General features: G+C 54.9%; 16 protein-coding genes and 2 pseudogenes. 11 read left to right on the top strand and 7 right to left on the bottom strand.

Annotation, left to right across the window (positions count from 1 at the left end; genetic code table 11):
• The first annotated feature begins 274 nt into the window (after positions 1–274).
• From ACQE3Z_RS11400 to ACQE3Z_RS11385, 4 genes are all read left to right on the top strand, one after another.
• Entirely contained in the window at positions 275–2,194 is a 1,920-nt protein-coding gene (locus ACQE3Z_RS11400; protein WP_426973889.1) for a PTS mannitol transporter subunit IICBA, read from the top strand.
• Between the two features lie 66 nt (positions 2,195–2,260).
• Entirely contained in the window at positions 2,261–3,409 is a 1,149-nt protein-coding gene (mtlD, locus tag ACQE3Z_RS11395) for a mannitol-1-phosphate 5-dehydrogenase (protein WP_426973888.1), read from the top strand.
• Between the two features lie 68 nt (positions 3,410–3,477).
• Positions 3,478–4,023, top strand: a complete 546-nt coding sequence (mtlR, locus tag ACQE3Z_RS11390; RefSeq protein ID WP_426973887.1) for a mannitol operon repressor MtlR — start codon at positions 3,478–3,480, stop codon at positions 4,021–4,023.
• A 61-nt stretch (positions 4,024–4,084) separates the two neighbouring features.
• Complete coding sequence (locus ACQE3Z_RS11385) at positions 4,085–4,447, top strand: YibL family ribosome-associated protein (protein ID WP_085068923.1); 363 nt, start codon at positions 4,085–4,087, stop codon at positions 4,445–4,447.
• Between the two features lie 34 nt (positions 4,448–4,481).
• Here ACQE3Z_RS11385 and ACQE3Z_RS11380 read toward each other — a convergent pair whose 3' ends face one another.
• From ACQE3Z_RS11380 to fdhD, 3 genes are all read right to left on the bottom strand, one after another.
• Complete coding sequence (locus tag ACQE3Z_RS11380; protein ID WP_426973886.1) at positions 4,482–5,417, bottom strand: VirK/YbjX family protein; 936 nt, start codon at positions 5,415–5,417, stop codon at positions 4,482–4,484.
• A 211-nt stretch (positions 5,418–5,628) separates the two neighbouring features.
• Positions 5,629–6,246, bottom strand: coding sequence for a superoxide dismutase [Mn] (sodA, locus tag ACQE3Z_RS11375; RefSeq protein WP_085068927.1), 618 nt, complete (start codon positions 6,244–6,246; stop codon positions 5,629–5,631).
• 246 nt (positions 6,247–6,492) lie between these two features.
• Positions 6,493–7,296 (bottom strand): formate dehydrogenase accessory sulfurtransferase FdhD, encoded by an 804-nt coding sequence (gene fdhD, locus ACQE3Z_RS11370; protein WP_426974074.1) that lies wholly within the window; start codon positions 7,294–7,296, stop codon positions 6,493–6,495.
• A 419-nt stretch (positions 7,297–7,715) separates the two neighbouring features.
• On the opposite strand from fdhD, the gene fdnG reads away from it, so the two are divergent.
• The 5 genes from fdnG to ACQE3Z_RS11345 all read left to right on the top strand — a co-directional run bounded on the left by fdnG (position 7,716) and on the right by ACQE3Z_RS11345 (position 13,946).
• Positions 7,716–10,766 carry a formate dehydrogenase-N subunit alpha gene (gene fdnG / locus ACQE3Z_RS11365; RefSeq protein ID WP_426973885.1) on the top strand — a complete coding sequence of 1,017 codons (3,051 nt, stop codon included), beginning with the start codon at positions 7,716–7,718 and terminating at the stop codon, positions 10,764–10,766.
• Positions 10,767–10,778: 12 nt separating this feature from the next.
• Positions 10,779–11,678, top strand: a complete 900-nt coding sequence (fdxH, locus tag ACQE3Z_RS11360) for a formate dehydrogenase subunit beta (RefSeq protein ID WP_426973884.1) — start codon at positions 10,779–10,781, stop codon at positions 11,676–11,678.
• Positions 11,678–12,328, top strand: coding sequence for a formate dehydrogenase cytochrome b556 subunit (gene fdoI, locus ACQE3Z_RS11355; RefSeq protein ID WP_250651366.1), 651 nt, complete (start codon positions 11,678–11,680; stop codon positions 12,326–12,328). Before fdxH ends, fdoI begins: the two co-directional genes overlap by 1 nt.
• Positions 12,328–13,257: a formate dehydrogenase accessory protein FdhE gene (fdhE, locus tag ACQE3Z_RS11350; RefSeq protein WP_426973883.1), complete on the top strand. Its 930-nt coding sequence runs from the start codon at positions 12,328–12,330 to the stop codon at positions 13,255–13,257. Before fdoI ends, fdhE begins: the two co-directional genes overlap by 1 nt.
• A 77-nt stretch (positions 13,258–13,334) precedes the next feature.
• Positions 13,335–13,946 carry a glutathione S-transferase gene (locus ACQE3Z_RS11345; protein WP_426973882.1) on the top strand — a complete coding sequence of 204 codons (612 nt, stop codon included), beginning with the start codon at positions 13,335–13,337 and terminating at the stop codon, positions 13,944–13,946.
• 14 nt (positions 13,947–13,960) lie between these two features.
• On the opposite strand, the pseudogene ACQE3Z_RS11340 reads toward ACQE3Z_RS11345, so the two are convergent.
• Positions 13,961–14,332, bottom strand: a pseudogene (locus tag ACQE3Z_RS11340) (alpha-xylosidase); the annotation flags it as partial.
• 276 nt (positions 14,333–14,608) lie between these two features.
• On the opposite strand from ACQE3Z_RS11340, the pseudogene ACQE3Z_RS11335 reads away from it, so the two are divergent.
• Positions 14,609–15,085: pseudogene (locus tag ACQE3Z_RS11335) on the top strand (helix-turn-helix domain-containing protein).
• Between the two features lie 194 nt (positions 15,086–15,279).
• Here ACQE3Z_RS11335 and glyS read toward each other — a convergent pair.
• Together glyS and glyQ are read right to left on the bottom strand one after the other, a co-directional pair.
• A complete protein-coding gene (gene glyS / locus ACQE3Z_RS11330) occupies positions 15,280–17,349 on the bottom strand; it encodes a glycine--tRNA ligase subunit beta (RefSeq protein WP_426973881.1) in 2,070 nt (689 codons plus the stop codon).
• A gap of 9 nt (positions 17,350–17,358) precedes the next feature.
• Entirely contained in the window at positions 17,359–18,270 is a 912-nt protein-coding gene (gene glyQ, locus ACQE3Z_RS11325; RefSeq protein ID WP_085068944.1) for a glycine--tRNA ligase subunit alpha, read from the bottom strand.
• Between the two features lie 224 nt (positions 18,271–18,494).
• Between glyQ and ACQE3Z_RS11320 the strand changes: the two genes are divergently transcribed.
• Complete coding sequence (locus tag ACQE3Z_RS11320) at positions 18,495–19,490, top strand: acyltransferase (RefSeq protein WP_426974073.1); 996 nt, start codon at positions 18,495–18,497, stop codon at positions 19,488–19,490.
• A 3-nt stretch (positions 19,491–19,493) separates the two neighbouring features.
• Here the strand turns inward: ACQE3Z_RS11320 and xylB are convergent, their stop codons facing one another.
• Positions 19,494–20,963: a xylulokinase gene (gene xylB / locus ACQE3Z_RS11315; RefSeq protein ID WP_426973880.1), complete on the bottom strand. Its 1,470-nt coding sequence runs from the start codon at positions 20,961–20,963 to the stop codon at positions 19,494–19,496.
• Positions 20,964–20,970: the final 7 nt, after the last annotated feature.

Genomic DNA, 20,970 nt, shown 5'->3' with positions numbered 1-20,970 from the left:
TGATCTTAATCACATAAACCCGCGTGAGTGCGGTGATTATTTCAGCATAGCGCTTTTCAGGAAGCCTCTTTATGTGATCCTACTCACGAAAAACGCCCTTTTCCCTCCCCCAAAAGCGTGATCTCTCTCACATCAGGTGGCTCACTACGCAGCGTCATAAACGCGTGCTAGAGTCCGCCTGCATACAGTAATTCGACGGCTCCCCGCCGAAGCGTCTTAACAAAATCACGCGCTCTCTTATTTGTCAGCGCGTAACAATAAGGGGTGTGTTTTTATGTCCTCATCAGTCAAGGTCAAGGTTCAAAGCTTTGGTCGCTTTCTGAGTAATATGGTGATGCCCAATATCGGTGCGTTTATCGCCTGGGGTATCATCACCGCGCTATTTATTCCTACCGGTTGGTTACCTAACGAAACGTTAGCGAAACTGGTTGGCCCGATGATTACCTACCTGCTACCACTGCTGATCGGTTATACCGGTGGCCGCCTGGTAGGCGGCGATCGCGGCGGCGTAGTTGGCGCTATCACCACCATGGGCGTGATCGTTGGTGCCGATATGCCGATGTTCCTTGGTGCCATGATTGCCGGTCCGCTGGGCGGCTGGGCGATCAAAGCCTTTGACCGCGCGGTAGAGGGTAAAATTAAAAGCGGCTTCGAGATGTTGGTTAACAACTTCTCCGCCGGCATTATCGGCATGCTGCTGGCTATTCTGGCGTTTCTCGCCATTGGTCCGCTGGTGGAAGGTCTCTCCCGTATTCTTGCCGCTGGCGTGAATGTCATGGTGCAGAACAACCTGCTGCCGTTGACCTCTATCTTTGTGGAACCGGCGAAAATTCTGTTCCTGAATAACGCCATTAACCACGGTATCTTCTCGCCGCTGGGCATTCAGCAGGCCAGCGAAGCCGGGAAATCCATATTCTTCCTGATTGAAGCGAACCCGGGTCCGGGCATGGGCGTGCTGATGGCCTATATGTTCTTTGGTCGAGGCAATGCGAAACAGTCTGCTGGCGGAGCGGCCATTATTCACTTCCTGGGCGGCATCCACGAAATCTACTTCCCGTATGTGCTGATGGCGCCGCGCCTGCTGCTGGCGGTGATCCTCGGCGGTATGGCCGGCGTCTTCACCCTGACGCTGCTCAACGGCGGCCTGGTCTCTCCGGCTTCCCCGGGTTCGATCCTTGCCGTCCTGGCGATGACGCCAAAAGGGGCCTACTTCGCCAACATCGCCGCTATTCTGGCTGCTTTCGCCGTCTCCTTTGTGGTGTCCGCAATTCTGCTGAAAACCAGCAAAGTCAAAGACGAAGACGATATCGAAGCGGCAACCCGCCGTATGCAGGATATGAAAGCGCAGTCTAAAGGTCAGGCGGGTGCGCCTGCTGCTGCCGCGATGAACGGCGATCTGAGCCACGTGCGTAAAATCATCGTTGCCTGCGATGCCGGTATGGGTTCCAGCGCGATGGGCGCCGGCGTGCTGCGTAAGAAAGTGCAGGATGCCGGGCTGACGCAGATTTCCGTCACCAATACCGCCATCAATGCCCTGCCGGGCGATGTTGACCTGGTGATCACCCACCGCGACCTGACCGAGCGCGCCATGCGCCAGGCACCGCACGCACAGCATATTTCGTTGAATAACTTCCTCGACAGCGGTCTGTACAGCGATTTAACCGCACGTCTGGTAGAAGCGCAGCGCAGTGCCAGCCATCGTGAAAAGGTAACGGCTACCCTGAGCGACAGCTACGACACCAGCAACGAACATCTGTTTAAGCTGGGTGCCAGCAACGTTTTCCTTGGTCAACACGCCGCCAACAAAGAAGAGGCGATCCGCTTTGCCGGTGAGCAGCTGGTGAAAGGCGGTTATGTTGAGCCGGAATATGTCGATGCGATGCTGGAACGTGAGAAACTGACGCCAACCTATCTGGGCGAATCCATTGCGGTGCCGCACGGAACGGTTGAAGCGAAAGATCGCGTGCTGAAAACCGGCGTGGTGTTCTGCCAGTATCCGCAGGGCGTACGCTTCGGCGAAGAAGAAGAAGATATCGCCCGCCTGGTGATTGGTATTGCCGCCCGTAACAACGAGCATATCCAGGTTATCACCAGCCTGACCAACGCGCTGGATGATGAAAGCGTCATTGAGCGTCTGGCCAACACCACCAGCGTGCAGGAAGTGCTGGATCTGCTAACCGGTCAGCCCGCCTGATCGCTTACTTAAATTAAGGGGCCACGTCGGCCCCTTACCCTTTTCTTGTTTAAAGGTTTAGCAACGATGAAAGCATTACATTTCGGTGCCGGTAATATCGGTCGTGGATTTATCGGCAAGCTGCTGGCAGACGCCGGTATTGAACTGATTTTCGCCGACGTGAACCAGGCCGTGCTTGATGCGCTGAACGCGCGCCACCAGTATCCGGTTCACGTTGTCGGTGAACAGGCGCAGGTAGAGATGGTCACCGGCGTTAGCGCGGTAAATAGTACCAGCGATGAGGTAATCGCCCTGATTGCCGAGGTTGATATCGTTACCACGGCGGTTGGCCCACAGATTCTGGAGCGCATCGCTGGCAGTATCGCGCGCGGCCTGGCCAAACGCAGTGATAGCGCTAATTCCCGCCCGTTAAATATTATCGCCTGTGAAAATATGGTGCGTGGCACCAGCCAGCTAAAACAGCATGTGCTGGCCGCCCTGCCGGAAAATCTTCACGCCTGGGTTGAGCAGCACGTCGGCTTTGTCGATTCTGCCGTAGACCGTATCGTGCCGCCGGGCGAAGCGGGCAGCAACGATCCGCTGGCGGTTACTGTCGAAACCTTTAGCGAATGGATTGTGGATAAAACCCAGTTCAAAGGCGAGTTACCCACCATCCCGGGCATGGAACTCACCGATAACCTGATGGCGTTTGTTGAGCGTAAGCTCTTTACCCTGAACACCGGTCACGCGATTACCGCTTACCTGGGACAGCTGGCCGGGCATCAAACCATTCGCGACGCTATCCTCGATCCGGCGGTACGCGCAGTGGTTAAAGGTGCGATGCAGGAGAGCGGCGCAGTATTGATCAAACGCTACGGTTTTGATCCGGGGAAACATGCCGCCTATATCGACAAGATCCTGGGCCGCTTTGAAAACCCTTACCTGAAAGATGACGTAGAGCGCGTTGGTCGTCAGCCGCTGCGTAAGCTCAGCGCCGGTGACCGTTTGATCAAGCCTACGCTGGGCACGCTGGAGTATCAGCTACCGCACGATAATCTGGTGAAAGGCATCGCTGCCGCCATGCATTATCGCAGCGCGCAGGATCCGCAGGCGCAGGAGCTGGAAGCACTATTGAAATCAGCGGGTCCGCAGGCTGCGCTGGCACAGGTTTCCGGTCTTGATATTAATAGCGAAGTGGTTGCCGCGGTGGTTAAGGCCTATGCTGCAATGCCATAATGCGCACGCTGCCGATGCGGTTTAACGGCGAGCAACGAGGGCACAGCCCGGCTGTGCCCGCGCGCAGAATGATAAATGTACAGGCAACAATGGAAGAGAAGCAGGCTTTTGAAAATCAGGTGCTGGAGCGCCTGAATGCCGGACGCTCGGTAAGAAGCTTCCTGATTGCCGCCGTCGAGCTGTTGACCGAGGCGGTCAATCTGCTGGTGCTTCAGGTGTTTCGCAAGGATGACTATGCGGTGAAATATGCCGTCGAGCCGCTGCTATTCGGTAATGGCCCGCTGGGCGAGATGTCAGTCAGGCTGAAGCTGATTTACGGCCTGGGCGTGATTAGTCGCCAGGAGTATGAAGACTGCGAGCTGTTGATGGCGCTGCGTGAAGAGCTGAACCATGACCACAGCGACTACCGTTTTAGCGATGATGAGATTCTGGGACCCTTCAGCGAGCTGCACTGCGTCAGCGCCTGGCCGCCCCGCCCTGACTTCTCTGCCGATGACGAGCAGCTGCGTGCCATGCAGCAACAGCGTTATCAACAGGTGCTGCGTTCAACCATGGTGCTTTCGCTGACCGAGTTGATCTCCCGCATCAGCATGAAGCAGGCCTTTAAAAAGTAGCCCCGCGTCCCGCACGCTTTTCGTGTATCCTATCGGTTATTCATCAGTACAGGTAATCGTCATGAAAGAGCAGGAAAAAGCCGAAATCAAGCGCCTCAGCGATCTGCTGGATGCGCTCAATCGTAAAGAGCCGATGTTACTGGAATCGGGCGATGCGGAGAAACTCGGCGCGCTGCTGAAAGAAAAAGAAGCGCTGGTCAAAGAGATCGAACGTCTGCGCGACGTGCGTGACCAGAAGCTGAGCAAAGAAGCACAGAAGCTGCAAAAATTGCCTTTCAGCCGGGCTATCACCAAAAAAGAACAGGCAAATATGGGCGCGCTGAAAAAAAGCGTGCGCGGCCTGGTGGTGGTGCACCCAATGACCGCGCTGGGTAAAGAGATGGGTTTGGAAGAGATGACGGGCTTCGCGCCTAAAGCTTTCTGAGTCTGCAGGCCGGGATTAAGCCCGGCCTGATGCCTTACCCGGCCACAACCTGCGCCAGCTGCTGCTCCAGCGCATCCATAAACTCATAGCGCCGACGGTACTCCGCGCGTTTTTTACTGGCGATCTCTTCCAGCGGTTTACGCGGCATCGCCAGCGGCAGCTGGTACAGACCATTCGGCAGCGCCTCCCCATTTAACGACAGCCAAAATTCACTGTAACTGGCGTGAAACACCTCTTTTTTGCTGTGGCGATAGCGCAGGCTGCGAAAAACATGCGTATTATCCCCTACCGCCTGAATCTGTTTAATTTGGCAGCGCCCGGCCAGGTAAAACAGCGTTTCCATTAATACGCGTTTAGGGAACAGGCCGTGGCTGGCTTTCGTGGCCTCGCGGATCATATCGGCATTTACCGTTTTACGGGGTCCCTGTAATCCCCCAATTAATATTGCTCGCTGCCCTTGCTGTTCAATAAACGAAAAAGAGAGCGAGGCAAGGGTCACCGCGTTATAGAGCAGTACCAGTGTTATTTCGCCTTCCCGATCGTAACGCCCGGTACTGCAAACAATATCAAACTGCTCATTATTTTTACCCTGCAGGCGCGCCATGGTTTGATCAACCGGCGACAGGAACAGCTGATATAACGTATGCGGCAACTGCTGTAGGGTACGGTAATGCGCCAACAGCGCCTGCGCCCGCTGTTTCACACTAAATAGCGAGCAAAGGTAAGGGCGATGGATCTTCGCTGGCAGCAATCCCTGAATAAGCAGAGCCTGACGCATGGCCGGCAGTTCAGCCATCTGCTCCATATAGGAAAAAGTGGTTACGGGATAAGCCAGCGAACGCAGTAAAAACTTCAGCCGAAAGCGTGGGCATTCCCAGAGTTTATTTGGCTTAAATTTCCCGAAGCTTAGCTGGAAAAACAGTGACCCCATCGACAGTCCGGGCGTCGGGTTCTCAGTAATAGTTGACATAATATTTATCAGAATGGATGAACTATATGGCGATATTACGGCAGCGAAGATAAACAGGACGTTAATGCGCTAATAGATTTAGCAAGCAGGAGAGTTTATTTAATAACAATACGGAGGATAGAATATGACTAAACACAAATTAATAAGATACTCTCTAAATAAAACCGGCAGGCCTTAGCCCACCGGTTCTTTACTCGATCGTAGCCTGCGCTTATTTTGCGTTAGCAAAACGTGCCGCAGCTTCGTCCCAGTTCACTACATTCCAGAATGCTTTGATGTAGTCAGGACGTTTGTTCTGATATTTCAGGTAGTAAGCGTGTTCCCATACGTCCAGGCCCAGAATCGGGTAGCCGGAAGCGCCGGAAATAGCTTCGCCCATCAGCGGGCTGTCCTGGTTAGCAGTAGAAACCACCGCCAGCTTGTCGCCTTTTTTCACCAGCCACGCCCAGCCGGAGCCAAAACGGGTTGCCGCTGCTTTTTCAAACTCTTCCTGGAATTTCTCAACGCTGCCGAAATCTTTTTCAATCGCAGCTTTCAGCTCGCCCTGCAGAGTCGTGCCGGTTTTCAGACCTTTCCAGAACAGGCTGTGATTGTAGTGGCCGCCCGCGTTGTTGCGCAGTACGGTTTTTTTCTCTGCCGGAACCTGATCCAGTTTGGTGATCAGCTCATCAACCGGCAGGTCAGCGAACTCGGTGCCTTCCAGCGCTGCGTTAGCGTTGTTAACGTAGGTCTGGTGATGTTTAGTGTGATGGATTTCCATCGTCTGCTTGTCGAAATGCGGTTCCAGTGCGTCGTATGCGTAAGGCAAGGATGGCAGTGAATAACTCATGTTCATCATCTCCATTTATTGTAGGAGCGGCACTTTTTAGTTGTAAGCACCGCGTAAGCAGTTGGATCATTATAGTTAAATTAATGATCGGGAAAAGGATTATCAATGCCCCTCTCTTTATAAGGTTATAACAGATATCACTTACGCGTGCGTGGACCGAACAACGAATATGAACGGAATATAACTGCCGTGCAGATTACGGGCAGTTATATCTGCATTTCAGCAGAATGAGCTTTGTCTTATATTTTAATCCTGCGACCATGTCAGCCGCTGAGGATGCGTATAAACCGTTGCACGGCCTGGCTTGCTGAAACCCACCAGCGTCAAATTACTGCGTTCGGCGACGTCCACCGCCAGTTTGGTGGCCGCTGAGACGGCAAACAAAATTTCCACGCCGCACATGGCTGATTTCTGCACCATTTCATAACTGGCGCGGCTGGAAACCAGTGCCGCCCCACGAGCCCATCCCCGACGGCTGCGGTAACCCAGCAGCTTATCCAGCGCAACGTGACGACCTACATCCTCACAACCGCCGGTCAGATCGCCGGCATCTCCAATCCATGCCGCCGCATGGGTACAGCCGGTCAGCTGTCCGACCGGCTGAAAATCTTTTAGCTGGCGCAATGCATTATCCAGCAAGCGCAAATCAAACTTCTGTGTAAACGGCAGCGGCTGGATCGGTTTCCCGATCTCATTAAGCTGTTCAACGCCGCATACGCCGCAGCCGGTGCGCCCGGCCATTGCCCGACGCTGGGCCTTCAGCGCCATAAAGCGGCGGCTGGAAAGCTCTATTTGTACCTCGATTCCGTTACAGCCGGGCACTACATCCATGCCGTAAATCTCTTCCGGCGCGGCGATAATGCCTTCCGATAAGGAAAAACCCAGCGCAAACGCTTCAAGATCTTTTGGCGTGCTCATCATAACAACATGTGAAATGCCGTTATACACCAGCGCCACCGGCACTTCCTCGGCCAGCCAGTCACCGCGTGATTCCGCCAGCGCATCGCGCTGCCATACCTGTACTTCGCTTACGCCGGTAAGAGGCGTTATCGTCCCGACATTTTGTTGATCTTCAGATTTCAATTTACGTCTACCCGATTGCCACAACCACACAGGCTAAGGTGTAACCTTAAGCCGCACAGCGTGTGAATTTTGTGCCGCAATTCTGAACCTGCCGCCTGCGCATGGCAAAAAAATCGCTACACATAAAATGCGAATAACGTAACCGTATCCCTTTAATTAAAATATCCACGTCAAAGCGACGCCCTTAAAAGGTCGGAAAATTCACATCACCGTTAATTAATTTAATCAAACCTTTAAATTGAACAATTTAAGCGATATACCTCTTTATAATTAACCGTTTAAAAAACGATAACAATATAGTTACTTATTGACGCTCATCAAAAAAATTAGCCTGAAGAGTGTTATTTTTTGGGGCTCCGGCAATGTTTTGAGCAAAAAATAATACTATGCATATTAACAGACGCAGTTTTTTTAAAATCTGTGCGGGTGGCATGGCAGGGACAACTCTAACATTATTAGGCTTTACGCCCTCTGCTGCCCTCGCAAACGTGAGAGAATATAAATTGCTTCGGGCAAAGGAAACCCGAAATAACTGTACTTATTGTTCCGTTGGCTGCGGCATGCTGATTTATAGCCGAGGCGACGGTGCTAAAAACGCCGTTTCCTCTATTTACCATATTGAAGGCGATCCCGATCATCCGGTCAGCCGGGGCTCGCTCTGCCCGAAAGGGGCCGGCGTTCTGGATTATATCCATAGCGAACAGCGGCTTAAATACCCTGAATACCGCGCGCCAGGCAGCGATAAATGGCAGCGTATCAGTTGGGAAGAGGCGTTCGATCGTATTGCCCGGCTGATGAAGGCCGACCGTGATGCTAACTTCCAGCAAAAGAATGCGCAAGGCACAACGGTAAACCGCTGGACCACAACCGGCATGCTTTGCTCCTCCGCCGCCAGTAACGAAACAGGCCTACTCGATCATAAATTCGCCCGTGCTTTAGGCATCGTCGCGCTGGAAAACCAGGCGCGCCTCTGTCACGGCCCAACGGTATCGGCTCTGGCTCCCAGCTTTGGCCGGGGCGCGATGACCAATAACTGGAATGACATCAAAAACGCCAATGTTGTGATGATTATGGGCGGCAACCCGGCGGAAGCCCATCCGGTGGGATTTAAATGGGTTATTGAAGCCAAAACCCATAATAAAGCCAAAGTTATCGTGGTCGATCCGCGCTTTAACCGTTCGGCGGCGGTAGCGGATATGTATGCTCCACTGCGCGCGGGCAGCGACGTGGCCTTTCTGATGGGCGTGGTTAATTATCTGCTGGAGCATAACCAAATCCAGCACGAATATGTTAAAGCCTATACCAATGCCTCACTGATCGTCAGCGAAGGCTACCGCTTTGAAGAGGGCCTGTTCAGCGGCTACGATGAAGCGTCGCAGCAATATGATAAAAGCAGCTGGCATTATGAACTGGACGCAAACGGCGAGGCCAGGCGTGACCATACGTTCACGCATCCACGCTGTGTGCTGAACCTGCTGAAAAAACATGCCAGCCGCTATACGCCGAAAATGGTCAGCCGCCTGTGCGGAACATCGCAGGAAGCGTTTCTCACCATTTGCCAGACGCTGGCCAGCACCAGCGTGCCCAACCGCACCGCCACCATTCTCTACGCGCTGGGCTGGACGCACCACACCAACGGCGCGCAAATCATCCGCACCGCTGCGATTATCCAGCTGCTGTTGGGTAACATTGGCATGCCGGGCGGCGGTATTAACGCGCTTCGCGGCCACTCAAATGTCCAGGGCTATACCGATCTCGGCCTGCTGGCGCAAAGCCTGCCGGGCTACTTGCCGCTGCCTTCTGAAAAGCAAACCACGCTCTCTCACTATTTGCAGCAGGCGACGCCCGTTTCTCCACTGCCCGGCCAGGTTAACTACTGGCAGAACACCGATAAGTTTTTTGTCAGCCTGATGAAAAGCTTTTACGGCGATAACGCCACGGCGGATAACCAGTGGGGTTACGACTGGCTGCCCAAGTGGGACAAAAGCTATGACTGCATGGCGCAGGCAGAGATGATGGAAGAGGGGAAATTCAACGGCTATATCATTCAGGGCTTTAACCCGCTGGCTGCCTTCCCCAATAAAAACAAAGCGTTCCGGGCCTTATCTCGCCTGAAATATATGGTGGTTATCGATCCACTCAGCACCGAAACGGCCAGCTTCTGGCAGCACCACGGTGAATTTAACGATGTCGATCCTGCCAAAATCCAGACAGAAGTGTTCCGTCTGCCCTCCTCCTGCTTTGCAGAGGAAAACGGCTCGGTAGCGAACTCTTCCCGCTGGCTACAGTGGCACTGGGCCGCCGCCGAGCCACCGGCGGAAGCGCTGCACGACGGTAAAATTCTGGGCAACATCTTCCTGCGCCTGCGCGAACTTTATCGTCAGGAAGGCGGCACCGCGCCGGAACCGTTACTGGCAATGAACTGGAACTATACCGATCCTGCCAACCCGGAACCGGAAGAGGTAGCGCGTGAAAGCAATGGTCAGGCGCTGACCGATATTTATGATGATAACGGCAAGCTGCTGCTGAAAAAGGGCCAACAACTTAACTCCTTTGCTGAACTGCGCAATGACGGCACCACCGCCAGCGCCTGCTGGATCTATACCGGTAGCTGGACCCCGGAAGGCAACCAGATGGCGCGGCGTGATAATGCCGATCCTTCCGGTCTGGGCGCAATCTCCGGCTGGGCATGGGCATGGCCCGCTAACCGCCGCATTCTGTATAACCGCGCCTCCGCCGATCCACAGGGTAAAGCCTGGGACCCGGAACGTAAGCTGATTGAATGGAATGGGCAGCGCTGGCAGGGCTACGACGTGCCCGATTATCCGTTAACCTCGCCGCCAGAAAAACAGGTTGGGCCGTTTATTATGCTGCCGGACGGCATGGGGCATCTGTTTGCGCTGGATAAGCTGGCCGATGGCCCTTTCCCAGAGCATTATGAGCCGATGGAAAGCCCTACCGGCACCAATCCGTTGCACCCAACTCAGGTCCACAGCCCGGTAGTACGTATTTTCCAGCGCGATGCCGATACGCTGGGGCAAGCTGATAAATTCCCTTATGTAGCAACCACCTACTCGATTACCGAGCTGTTCCGCCACTGGACCAAGCATGCGCTGTTAAACGCTATCGCTCAGCCTGAGCAGTTTGTTGAAATCGGCGTTGAGCTGGCGGCCGATAAAGGCATTAAGGCTGGCGATGAGATCAAAATCAGCTCACAGCGTGGCTATATCAAAGCCAAAGCGGTGGTGACCAAACGCCTGCGTCGTCTGACCATTAACGATAAGCAGGTGGATACCGTCGGCATACCTTGCCATTGGGGCTTTGAAGGCGCGACAAAAAAAGGCTTCCTGGCCAATACCCTGACGCCGTCAGTTGGCGATGCCAATTCACAAACGCCTGAATACAAAGGCTTTCTGGTTAACGTGGAAAAGGTGTAAGGGAGAACGATTATGGCTTATCAATCGCAAGACATCATCCGCCGCTCCGCGACCAACGGTTTAACGCCGCCGCCGCAGGCGCGCGATCATCAACAGGAAGTGGCGAAGCTGATCGACGTAACAACCTGCATCGGCTGCAAAGGATGCCAGGTCGCCTGTTCAGAGTGGAACGATATTCGTGATGAACCCGGTACTAACGTCGGAGTGTACGATAACCCGATCGATATGACCGCGAAATCCTGGACGGTTATGCGCTTCTCGGAAGTAGAAGAGAACGGCAGGCTGGAGTGGCTGATCCGCAAAGATGGCTGTATGCACTGCGCCGATCCTGGCTGCCTGAAAGCCTGCCCGGCGGAGGGCGCTATCATTCAGTACGCAAACGGCATCGTTGATTTTCAGTCTGAACACTGCATCGGCTGCGGCTACTGCATTGCAGGCTGCCCTTTCAATGTGCCGCGCATGAATAAAGAGGATAACCGCGTTTATAAATGCACCCTCTGCGTGGATCGCGTTACCGCCGGTCAGGAGCCTGCCTGCGTGAAAACCTGTCCTACCGGCGCTATCCACTTTGGCAGCAAAGCGGACATGCAGCAGCTGGCGGCAGAGCGCGTCGAGGAACTGAAAACGCGCGGCTATAAAAATGCTGGTCTTTACGATCCGGCAGGCGTCGGCGGTACGCACGTTATGTATGTGCTGCACCATGCCGATAAACCGCAGCTTTATCACGGTCTGCCGGAAAGCCCCTGCATCAGCCCGACGGTGACCTTCTGGAAAGGGATTTGGAAACCGCTGGCGGCCATCGGTTTTGCAGCCACCTTTGCCGGTTCGCTTTTCCATTACGTGGGTATCGGCCCGAACCGGGTCAAAGACGATGAGGATAGTGAACAGCAGGACAAAGAGGATCGGAAATAATGAAAAAACGCGACCTGATTGTGCGCTACAGCGCGCCGGAACGCATCAATCACTGGATTGTGGCATTCTGCTTCATGTTCGCCGCCGTTAGCGGTCTGGGCTTTTTCTTCCCATCGTTTAACTGGTTATTAAACCTGCTGGGCACGCCGCAGCTGGCGCGCATTCTGCATCCTTTTATCGGTGTAGCGATGTTCCTGGCCTTTATGCTGATGTTTTTCCGCTACTGGAAGCACAACCTGGTTAACCGTGACGACATTGAGTGGGCAAAAAACATCCATAAAGTTGCCATGAATGAGGAGGTCGGCGATACCGGCCGCTATAATTTCGGACAGAAGTGTGTATTCTGGGCTGCTATCATCAGTCTGTTGCTGCTGCTGGCGAGTGGTATTGTCATCTGGCGTCCTTACTTCGCCGCTGCCTTTCCCATTCCGCTTATCCGGCTGGCCTTACTGGTGCATTCGCTGGCGGCGGTGGGCCTGATTGTGGTGATCATGGTGCATGTTTACGCTGCGCTGTGGGTAAAAGGCACGCTGACTGCAATGGTGGAAGGCTGGGTGACGCCATTATGGGCGAAGCAGCACCATCCGCGCTGGTATCGCGCTGTTCGTGAACAGCAGAGCCAACCGACAAAACAGGAAAAACGTCCCTGATGACTATTCGCATCATCCCGCAAGAACAGCTGGAGAAGAGCGACAAAACCACGGCGGATATGATTCCGCCGTTACTTTTCCCCAGGCTGAAAAATTTATACAGCCGCCGCGCTGCGCGTCTGCGCCAGCTGGCAGAAAAAAATCCGTTGGGCGACTATCTGCGCTTTGCCGCGTTTATTGCCGAAGCGCAGGAGATCGTACTTTACGATCACCCGCTGCATATGGATCTCCATGCGCGCCTGGTAGAAACTGCCGCCAGCGGTAAACCGCCGCTGGATATTCATACTTTGCCGCGCGATCCCCACTGGCAACGTTTGCTGCATTCGCTGATTGCCGAACTGAAGCCGGAGATGACCGGTCAGGCATTGGCGGTGCTGGAGAATCTGGAAAAAACTTCTGCGCCGGAGCTGGATGCGCTGGCGACTGCCCTGCTGGAGCATGATTTCGCCCAGGTAAGCAGCGATAAGGCGCCCTTTATCTGGGCTGCCCTGTCGGTTTACTGGGCGCAAATGGCGGCGTTAATTCCTGGCAAAGCGCGCGCTGAGTATGGTGAACAGCGGCAGTTTTGCCCGGTCTGCAACAGCGTGCCGGTATCCAGCGTGGTGCACATGGGCACCCAGGGCGGCGGACTGCGTTACCTGCACTGCAACCTGTGTGAAAGCGAATGGTATGTACTGCGCGCCAAATGCACCAACTGCGAGCAGACGCGCGATTTGCACTACTGGTCGCTGGAAAGTGAACAGTCGGCAATAAAGGCGGAAAGCTGCGGTGACTGCGGCACCTATCTGAAAATGCTGTGGCAGGAGAAAGATCCGGCGGTTGAGCCGGTAGCTGACGATCTCGCCTCGCTGATTCTGGATGCGCGTATGGAGCAGGAAGGCTTTGCACGCAGCAGCCTGAATCCGTTTCTGTTTCCTGGCACTGACTAATCGTTAACGGCCAGGCCGCCGACGGCGACGGCGACGGCCTGGCAATTTCAACTATTTGCTGGCAGGGGATCACCTTAATGAAACTTATCGGCAGTTATACCAGCCCTTATGTACGCAAAATTTCAGTTATCATGCTGGAAAAAGGCCTGACCTTTGAGTTTGTCAATGAATCGCCCTGGACCGAAGAGAGCCACGTACCGCAATACAATCCGTTAGGCAAAGTTCCGGCGCTGGTCGATGATAACGGTGAGTGCTGGTATAACTCGTCAATCATCGCCGCGCGGCTGGAAACCCTGCCACAGACGCCAAAACTGTTACCGGAAGATGCTTTTCAGGCGGTAAAGGTCAGGCAGCTGGAGGCATTGGCTGACGGGATCTGCGACGCAGCGCTGGTTATTGTGCGGGAACAGCTGCGCCCGATTGAACAGCAGTCGCCAGAAGAGATGCTGCGCCAGCGGCATAAGATTCAGCGCGGGCTGGATGCGCTGGAGCGTGAAGCGGCAAACCAGACCTGGCTTAACGGCGAGCAGCTTAATCTTGCTGATATCGCTGCCGCCTGCGCCATCGGCTATCTTAATTTCCGTCACGTCGCGCCGAACTGGTGCGTTAATCGCCCGTCGCTGGTGAAACTGGCGGAAAAAATGTTTCAGCGTGAAAGCTTTGCCCGCACGGTGCCGCCTGCGGCCTGAACGGAGGTACCGGATTACAGCCTAATCACCCGCCTGGACTCTGCGCTGGCGGGCGTAATTATCGCGCCCTGCTCGCTCACAGTGTAGCGACCCTGCTGCACCTCTTTAACTTCATGGATATTACGCAGACAAAGCGTCCAGTTTGTCGCGCAGCCTTCGCCCTGCACCGTTAACGTTTCCCCTTCGCGACGCGCCCTCAGCGTAAACAGCGTCGCACCGTCGGCGGCGGGCACCTCACACCGTGCTTCACGCCCATCATCCAGGCTAAACAACTGGAAAGCTGTCTCTTTATGCCAGTCATAGTCTGGTTTTTGATCGTTACTGCCCAGCGCCAGCAGCGTATTATCGCGATCGTAGAGCGGCAGGCTTAAGAAAGTATGCCGCTGCGCCAGGTTGTATTCTGTTTTCTGGTTATCAAATTACGTTTATTGATAACTGTGATCCGGATAGCTTATTGGTTTGGCATTAGGCGTTATCGGAAAAAGAAGCTCTGTCGGTGCACATGCGTTTCGTTTATTTCGTATATTTTTCTTTTCGTATATTTTGATTAATCTTTTAATGCTGCCGCTGCCTGTATTTATGCTAAGCATCAGTTAAATAAAATAAATAGCTAAATTTATTATTATATTTTCCGAACTTCATTTCTAACCCCAGTAAAAAATATGACGGACTCAATTCTGGGCAGCTTGATCCTCCCGGCTGCGAAAAAATTGAGGCCGCTTTGCGTGGACAAAGAGAAATGGCTGCATTTCTCTCTACAAAGCTGGAAACGCAAAAAATATCAATTCAGGATGCAAATAACGTTGCTCATCATATTGAGTTACCCACATCCGCCCTGATGTTGCTAATGAACATACTGGGAGAACAGGCCGAAGGTAACGCAGTCAGGTTGTGCCAATTCATGCTGATTAACTACGCAGGAAGCTGCCAATATTCTGAATGTTTCCCGACCTCACATGGTGAAGCTTTCAGAAAGTGGAACGTTGCCATTTCATAAAACGAGTCGTCATCGCCGCGTGCTGTTTTCTGACCTTATGCAATACAAAGAAAAGCGTGCCAAAGAAAGTAATGAAGCACTACAGGAGTTGGTAGACCAGAGTCAGGAGCTGGGCTTTATTAATGAAACATTCCAGGCCTGAAAAAGCCGCCTGTGAACGCGGATGAATATCTACAGACGCTATTAAGACAGAGCCTGCCGATGACGGTTAAAGCGCTGGAAGGCTATCGCTTTATGCTATAGCTCGCGCCTGAAAGGCAGGTTAGGCTGGACGAAAAACAACAACGCCGGACAACCTGTAAAGATTGCCCGGCGTGAATCATCACAAGAAAGCGGTTACTGCAGCAGAGAAATATCCGCCACCTGCAGGAACAGCTGACGCAGTTTCGCCAGCAGCGTCAGACGGTTAATACGCACCGCCGGATCCTCGGCGTTAACCATTACCTTGTCAAAGAAGTTATCTACCGCTTCGCGCAGCTGCGCCAGCTCGATCAGCGCATCCTGATAACGCCCTTCAGCAAACCACGGTTGCAGCTTGCTCTCCAGCGCAGTCACAAAAGTCGCCAGCTTGATCTCTTCATTCTCTTTCAGCAGCGACGCCTGCACGCTGCTGTTCAGCGGTTCAGTCGCTTTTGCCAGAATGTTAGAGACACGCTTGTTGGCGGCAGCCAGCGAGGCAGCATCTTCCAGCGTGCGGAAGTGCGAAACCGCCTTCATGCGCGCATCGAAATCGGCCGGACGGGTAGGACGACGCGCCAGCACCGCCTGAATCGTATCGACGCTGTGGCCCTCTTCCTGATACCAGGTACGGAAACGGCCCAGCATAAAGTCGATCACCTCATCCACAACCTTCTCGTTGCTCAGCTTGCTGCCATACAGGCGCACCGCTTCTTCGGTCAGGGTTTGCAGATCGAGCGGCAAATGCTTCTCAACGATAATGCGCAGCACACCCAGCGCGGCACGGCGCAGCGCAAACGGGTCTTTATCGCCTTTTGGATGCTGTCCAATGCCGAAGATACCGGCCAGCGTATCCATCTTATCGGCAATCGCCAGCGCACAGGCAACCGGGCTGGAAGGCAGATCGTCACCGGCGAAACGCGGCTGATACTGCTCGTTCAGCGCTACGGCAACCTCTTCTGCCTCACCGTCATGGCGCGCATAGTGCATGCCCATTACGCCCTGGGTGTCGGTAAACTCAAACACCATATTGGTCATCAGGTCGCATTTGGAAAGCAGACCGGCGCGGGTCGCCATATTGACGTCCGCACCAGTCTGGGCGGCAATCCAGCCCGCCAGCGCCTGAATACGGTCAGTTTTGTCACGCAGCGTGCCCAGCTGCTGCTGGAACAGCACGGTCTCCAGACGCGGCAGATTATCTTCCAGGCGTTTTTTACGGTCGGTATTAAAGAAGAATTCGGCATCGGCCAGACGCGGACGCACCACTTTCTCGTTACCGGCGATAATCTGCTGCGGGTCGCTCGATTCAACGTTAGCGACAAAGATAAAGTGCGGCAGCAGTTTGCCGTCATTGCCGTAAACCGGGAAATATTTCTGGTCGCCTTTCATGGTGTAGACCAGCGCTTCCGCCGGCACCGCGAGGAATTTTTCCTCAAAGGTCGCCGTCAGTACGACTGGCCACTCAACCAGCGAAGCCACCTCTTCCAGCAGGCTGTCGCTCAGATCCGGGTTGCCGCCGATCCCACGCGCCGCCGCTTCGGCGTCCGCTTTGATTTTGGCTTTACGCGCTTCGTAATCCGCCATCACTTTACCGCGCGTTTCCAGAATCTCCGGATACTGGTCAGCGTGATCGATGGTGAACTCCGGCTCACCCATAAAGCGATGTCCGCGCAGCGTGCGGCCTGACTCAATGCCCAGAATGGTAGCCGGGATCAACTCGTCGCCCAGCAGCAGCGTAACGGTATGTACCGGACGCACAAATTGCACGTCGCTGTCGCCCCAACGCATCAGCTTCGGTACCGGCAGCTTCGCCAGCGCCGTGGCGATCATGCCCGGCAACAGCTTCTGTGCGCTCTCGCCCTGCACCTGGGCGCGATACATCAGCCACTCGCCCTTATCGGTTTTCAGACGCTCGGCCTGATCCACGGTAATGCCGCAGCCGCGTGCCCAGCCTTCAGCCGCTTTGGTCGGCGCGCCGCTGGCGTCAAAGGCCGCAGCGATAGCCGGGCCGCGTTTTTCAATTTCGCGATCCGGTTGGGCCGCGCTCAGGTTGGCCACTTTCAGCGCCAGACGACGCGGTGCGGCATACCATTTCACCTCGCCGTGGGCGAGGCCCGCGCTATCCAGTTCGGCGGTTAGCTGAGCGGCAAAAGATTCCGCCAGGTTACGTAGCGCTTTTGGTGGCAGCTCTTCGGTGCCGATTTCCACCAGAAAAGTTTTGTCAGTCATGGCTGCCTCTTATTTGTTGTTATTGCACATCGGGAAGCCCAGCGCCTCACGGGAGGCATAGTAGGCTTCAGCCACGGCTTTGGTCAGGGTGCGAATACGCAGAATATAGCGCTGACGCTCGGTAACCGAGATCGCTTTGCGGGCATCCAGCAGGTTAAAGCTGTGCGCCGCTTTCAGAATGCGCTCGTAGGCCGGTAACGGCAGCGGTTTTTCCAGCGCCAGCAGCATCTGCGCCTCCTTTTCATACTGCTCAAAGCAGGTGAAAAGGAAATCCACGTCGGCATATTCGAAGTTATAAGTGGACTGCTCAACTTCGTTCTGATGGAACACGTCGCCGTAGGTGGTTTTACCCAGCGGACCATCGCTCCAGACCAGATCGTAAACGCTGTCGACGCCCTGGATATACATCGCCAGGCGCTCCAGGCCGTAAGTGATTTCACCGGTAACCGGTTTGCACTCCAGGCCGCCAACCTGCTGGAAGTAAGTGAACTGCGTGACTTCCATGCCGTTCAGCCAGACTTCCCAACCGAGCCCCCAGGCGCCCAGCGTCGGGTTTTCCCAGTTGTCTTCCACAAAGCGGATGTCATGAACGCCAGGATCGATGCCCAGCTCTTTCAGCGAGCCAAGATAGAGTTCCTGGATGTTGTCTGGTGACGGCTTAATGATCACCTGGAACTGATAATAGTGTTGCAGACGGTTCGGGTTTTCCCCGTAGCGCCCGTCGGTAGGACGGCGAGAAGGCTGCACATAGGCAGCGGCGATAGGCTCCGGGCCCAGCGCTCGCAGGCAGGTCATCGGGTGAGAAGTGCCAGCGCCTACTTCCATGTCCAGCGGTTGAACAATGGTGCAGCCCTGACGCGCCCAGTAATCCTGCAAGGTCAGGATCAGGCCCTGAAAGGTCTTGGTATCAAACTTTTGCATGTTGAATTCGCACGCGATACGGGTGAGTTAAAAAAGTGTGCGTCAGTATACCCTTTGACCGGGCGTTATGCAGCCTGTGATCTCGTCTGGCCGCCGCTTTGTTTCATTAAGGTTCAACCGCAGGCGACGGCGGGATGGAATCTGATTCCTGCTGGCGGAAAGTTGTTGAAGCGCGGCGGCCTGGCTACGCTCATAAACGTAAGTGCTCGCTTTATGAGGAAAAAATGTCGGCGCAAAAGATCAGTTGGATAGATAATTTACGTGCGGTGGCCTGCCTGATGGTCATCATGATCCATACCACTACCTGGTATATCACCAACAGCGGCCAGGTGGCGGAATCTGCCTGGGATAGCGCAAATCTGCTGAACTCCGCTTCGCGCGTCTGCGTACCGCTGTTCTTTATGATTTCCGGCTACCTGTTTTTCGGCGAGCGCAGCGCGCAGCCGCGTCATTTTCTGCGCATTGTGCTCTGTTTGCTGTTTTACAGCGCCGTCGCGCTGATCTATATCAGCTGGCTGACGCCGATCAGCGAAAAGCTTTCACTGCTGCATCTGCTACAGAAACCGGTGTTTTATCACCTGTGGTTTTTCTTTGCGATTATCACTATCTACCTGTTTTCGCCGCTGATTCAGGTGAAACCGGCCACGGCGCGCTACGTTATCTTGATGGTTCTGGTGGTAGCAGTACTGGCGAATCCAAACACCGCCGAGCAGGCTGCAGGCCGCTTTCAGTGGCTGCCGGTAAACCTCTATATCAGCGGGGACAGCATCTACTATCTGCTCTATGCCCTACTGGGCCGTGCGCTTGGCACCATGCAGTGTGACAGGCGCGGCGTGAGTTGGCTGATGGCGCTGCTGTTTATCGTGTGCGTGGCGGGCATCTCGGTCGGCACCAAAAAAGAGCTGCATGTTAACGGCGCATTTTCCGATCTCTGGTATCTCTACTGCGGGCCGTTGGTATTTATCGGCGCGCTGAGCCTGTTTGTCCTGTTTAAAAACTGCCTTAACCGACCCCTGCCGGGACTGGCGCTGATTTCGCGCAATTCCCTGCCGATCTACGGCTTTCATGCGCTGTTCATCCACTTTATGCGTACGCACTATCTGGACCATAAACAGTGGCCGCTGCTGGATATTGCGCTGGTTTTCACCACTACGCTGGCGGGCAGCCTGCTGCTCGCGCTGGCGCTGCGTCGCCTCGACCGGCGTCACCTGGTGAGTTAAGCGCTAGCTGAACGACTCAGTCTCCATCAGCATGCTAAGCTGCTGATAAATTTTGGCAAAATGCGCACGCCGCGCCTGATAACGTTGATGGCGTTGCGCATCGGGCTGATGACGCTGCGCTAAAGGCAGCATGGGCAACAGCGTTTCTGGCGGCTGCTGCGGATGCAGCGCCAGCTGCGCCAGACGCGCGGCCCCCAGCGCCGGACCAACATCGCCGCCCTGGCAATAATCCAGCGTCTGTCCGCAGATATCCGCCAGCATCTGTCGCCAGTAAGCGCTGCGCGCGCCGCCACCGATCAGCATAATGCTGGATGGCTTGATGCCGCAGGCATGTACCGCATCCATCCCCTCCGCCAGCGCATAGCCCACGCCTTCCAGCACCGCCTGCGCCAGCTCCGGCCTGCCATGCTGATGGGTCATCCCGAAAAACACGCCTTTCGCCTGCGGATTATTGTGTGGCGTGCGCTCGCCTGAAAGATAAGGCAGGAAAAACAGCGGCGGCACATCGGATCGCGCCCGTTCGGCTTCCGCCAGCAATGTCGGCACATCGGCGCAGCCGGTCAGCGCGGCAGTCCACTCCAGACAGGCGGCGGCGCTGAGCATCACTGACATTAAATGCCAACGATCCGGCAGCGCATGACAGAAGCTGTGTACCGCGCTTTCCGGATTCGCCAGAAAACCCTCGCTTACCACAAAGTAAACGCCGGAGGTGCCCAGCGACAACATGCCCTGCCCGGCGTTAATCATCCCGCTACCGATGGCACCTGCGGCATTATCGCCGCCGCCCGCCACTACCGGTACGCTTTCCATTCCCCATTGCTGCGCCAGCTGCGCATGCAAATAGCCGGTGATCTGGTTGCCTTCAAACAGCGTCGGCATTTGCGTCAGGGTCAGCCCGCAGGCGTTAAGCAGCGTTTCGCTCCAGCAGCGCTGCGCCACATCCAGCCACATGGTGCCTGCCGCATCGGACATATCGCTGGCGAAAACACCGGTCAGCCGCCAGCGCAGATAATCTTTCGGCAGCAGTACCTTAGCGATACGCGTAAAAATCTCTGGCTCATGCTGCTTTATCCACAGCAGTTTGGGCGCGGTAAAGCCCGGCATCATCAGGTTACCGGTGATCCTGCGCGCTTCAGGCAGCGCCTCTTCCAGCTGCTGACACTGTGCCAGGCTGCGGCCATCGTTCCATAAAATCGCCGGACGCAGCGGTTGATGCTGCGCATCCAGCAACGTTGCGCCATGCATCTGCCCGCTCAGACCAATGGCCCGAACCTGGCTCAGCGGGTGCTGCTGAGCCAGTGCCCGCATCGCCTTATCGGTCGCCTGCCACCAGCTATCGGCATCCTGCTCGCTCCACAGCGGCTGCGGACGAGAAACCGTTAGCTTTTCCGTCTGGCTTGCAACCACCTCGCCCGCGTCGTTCAGCAATACTACCTTCACGCCGGAGGTGCCTAAATCGATGCCGATAACCATGCTGCGA

This window comes from Pantoea sp. FN0307, from assembly GCF_050113815.1.
GTDB classification, from domain to species: domain Bacteria; phylum Pseudomonadota; class Gammaproteobacteria; order Enterobacterales; family Enterobacteriaceae; genus Mixta; species Mixta alhagi.
Note: the sequence above shows the minus strand (reverse complement) of the source record. Positions and strands in the feature narration are given on the sequence as shown.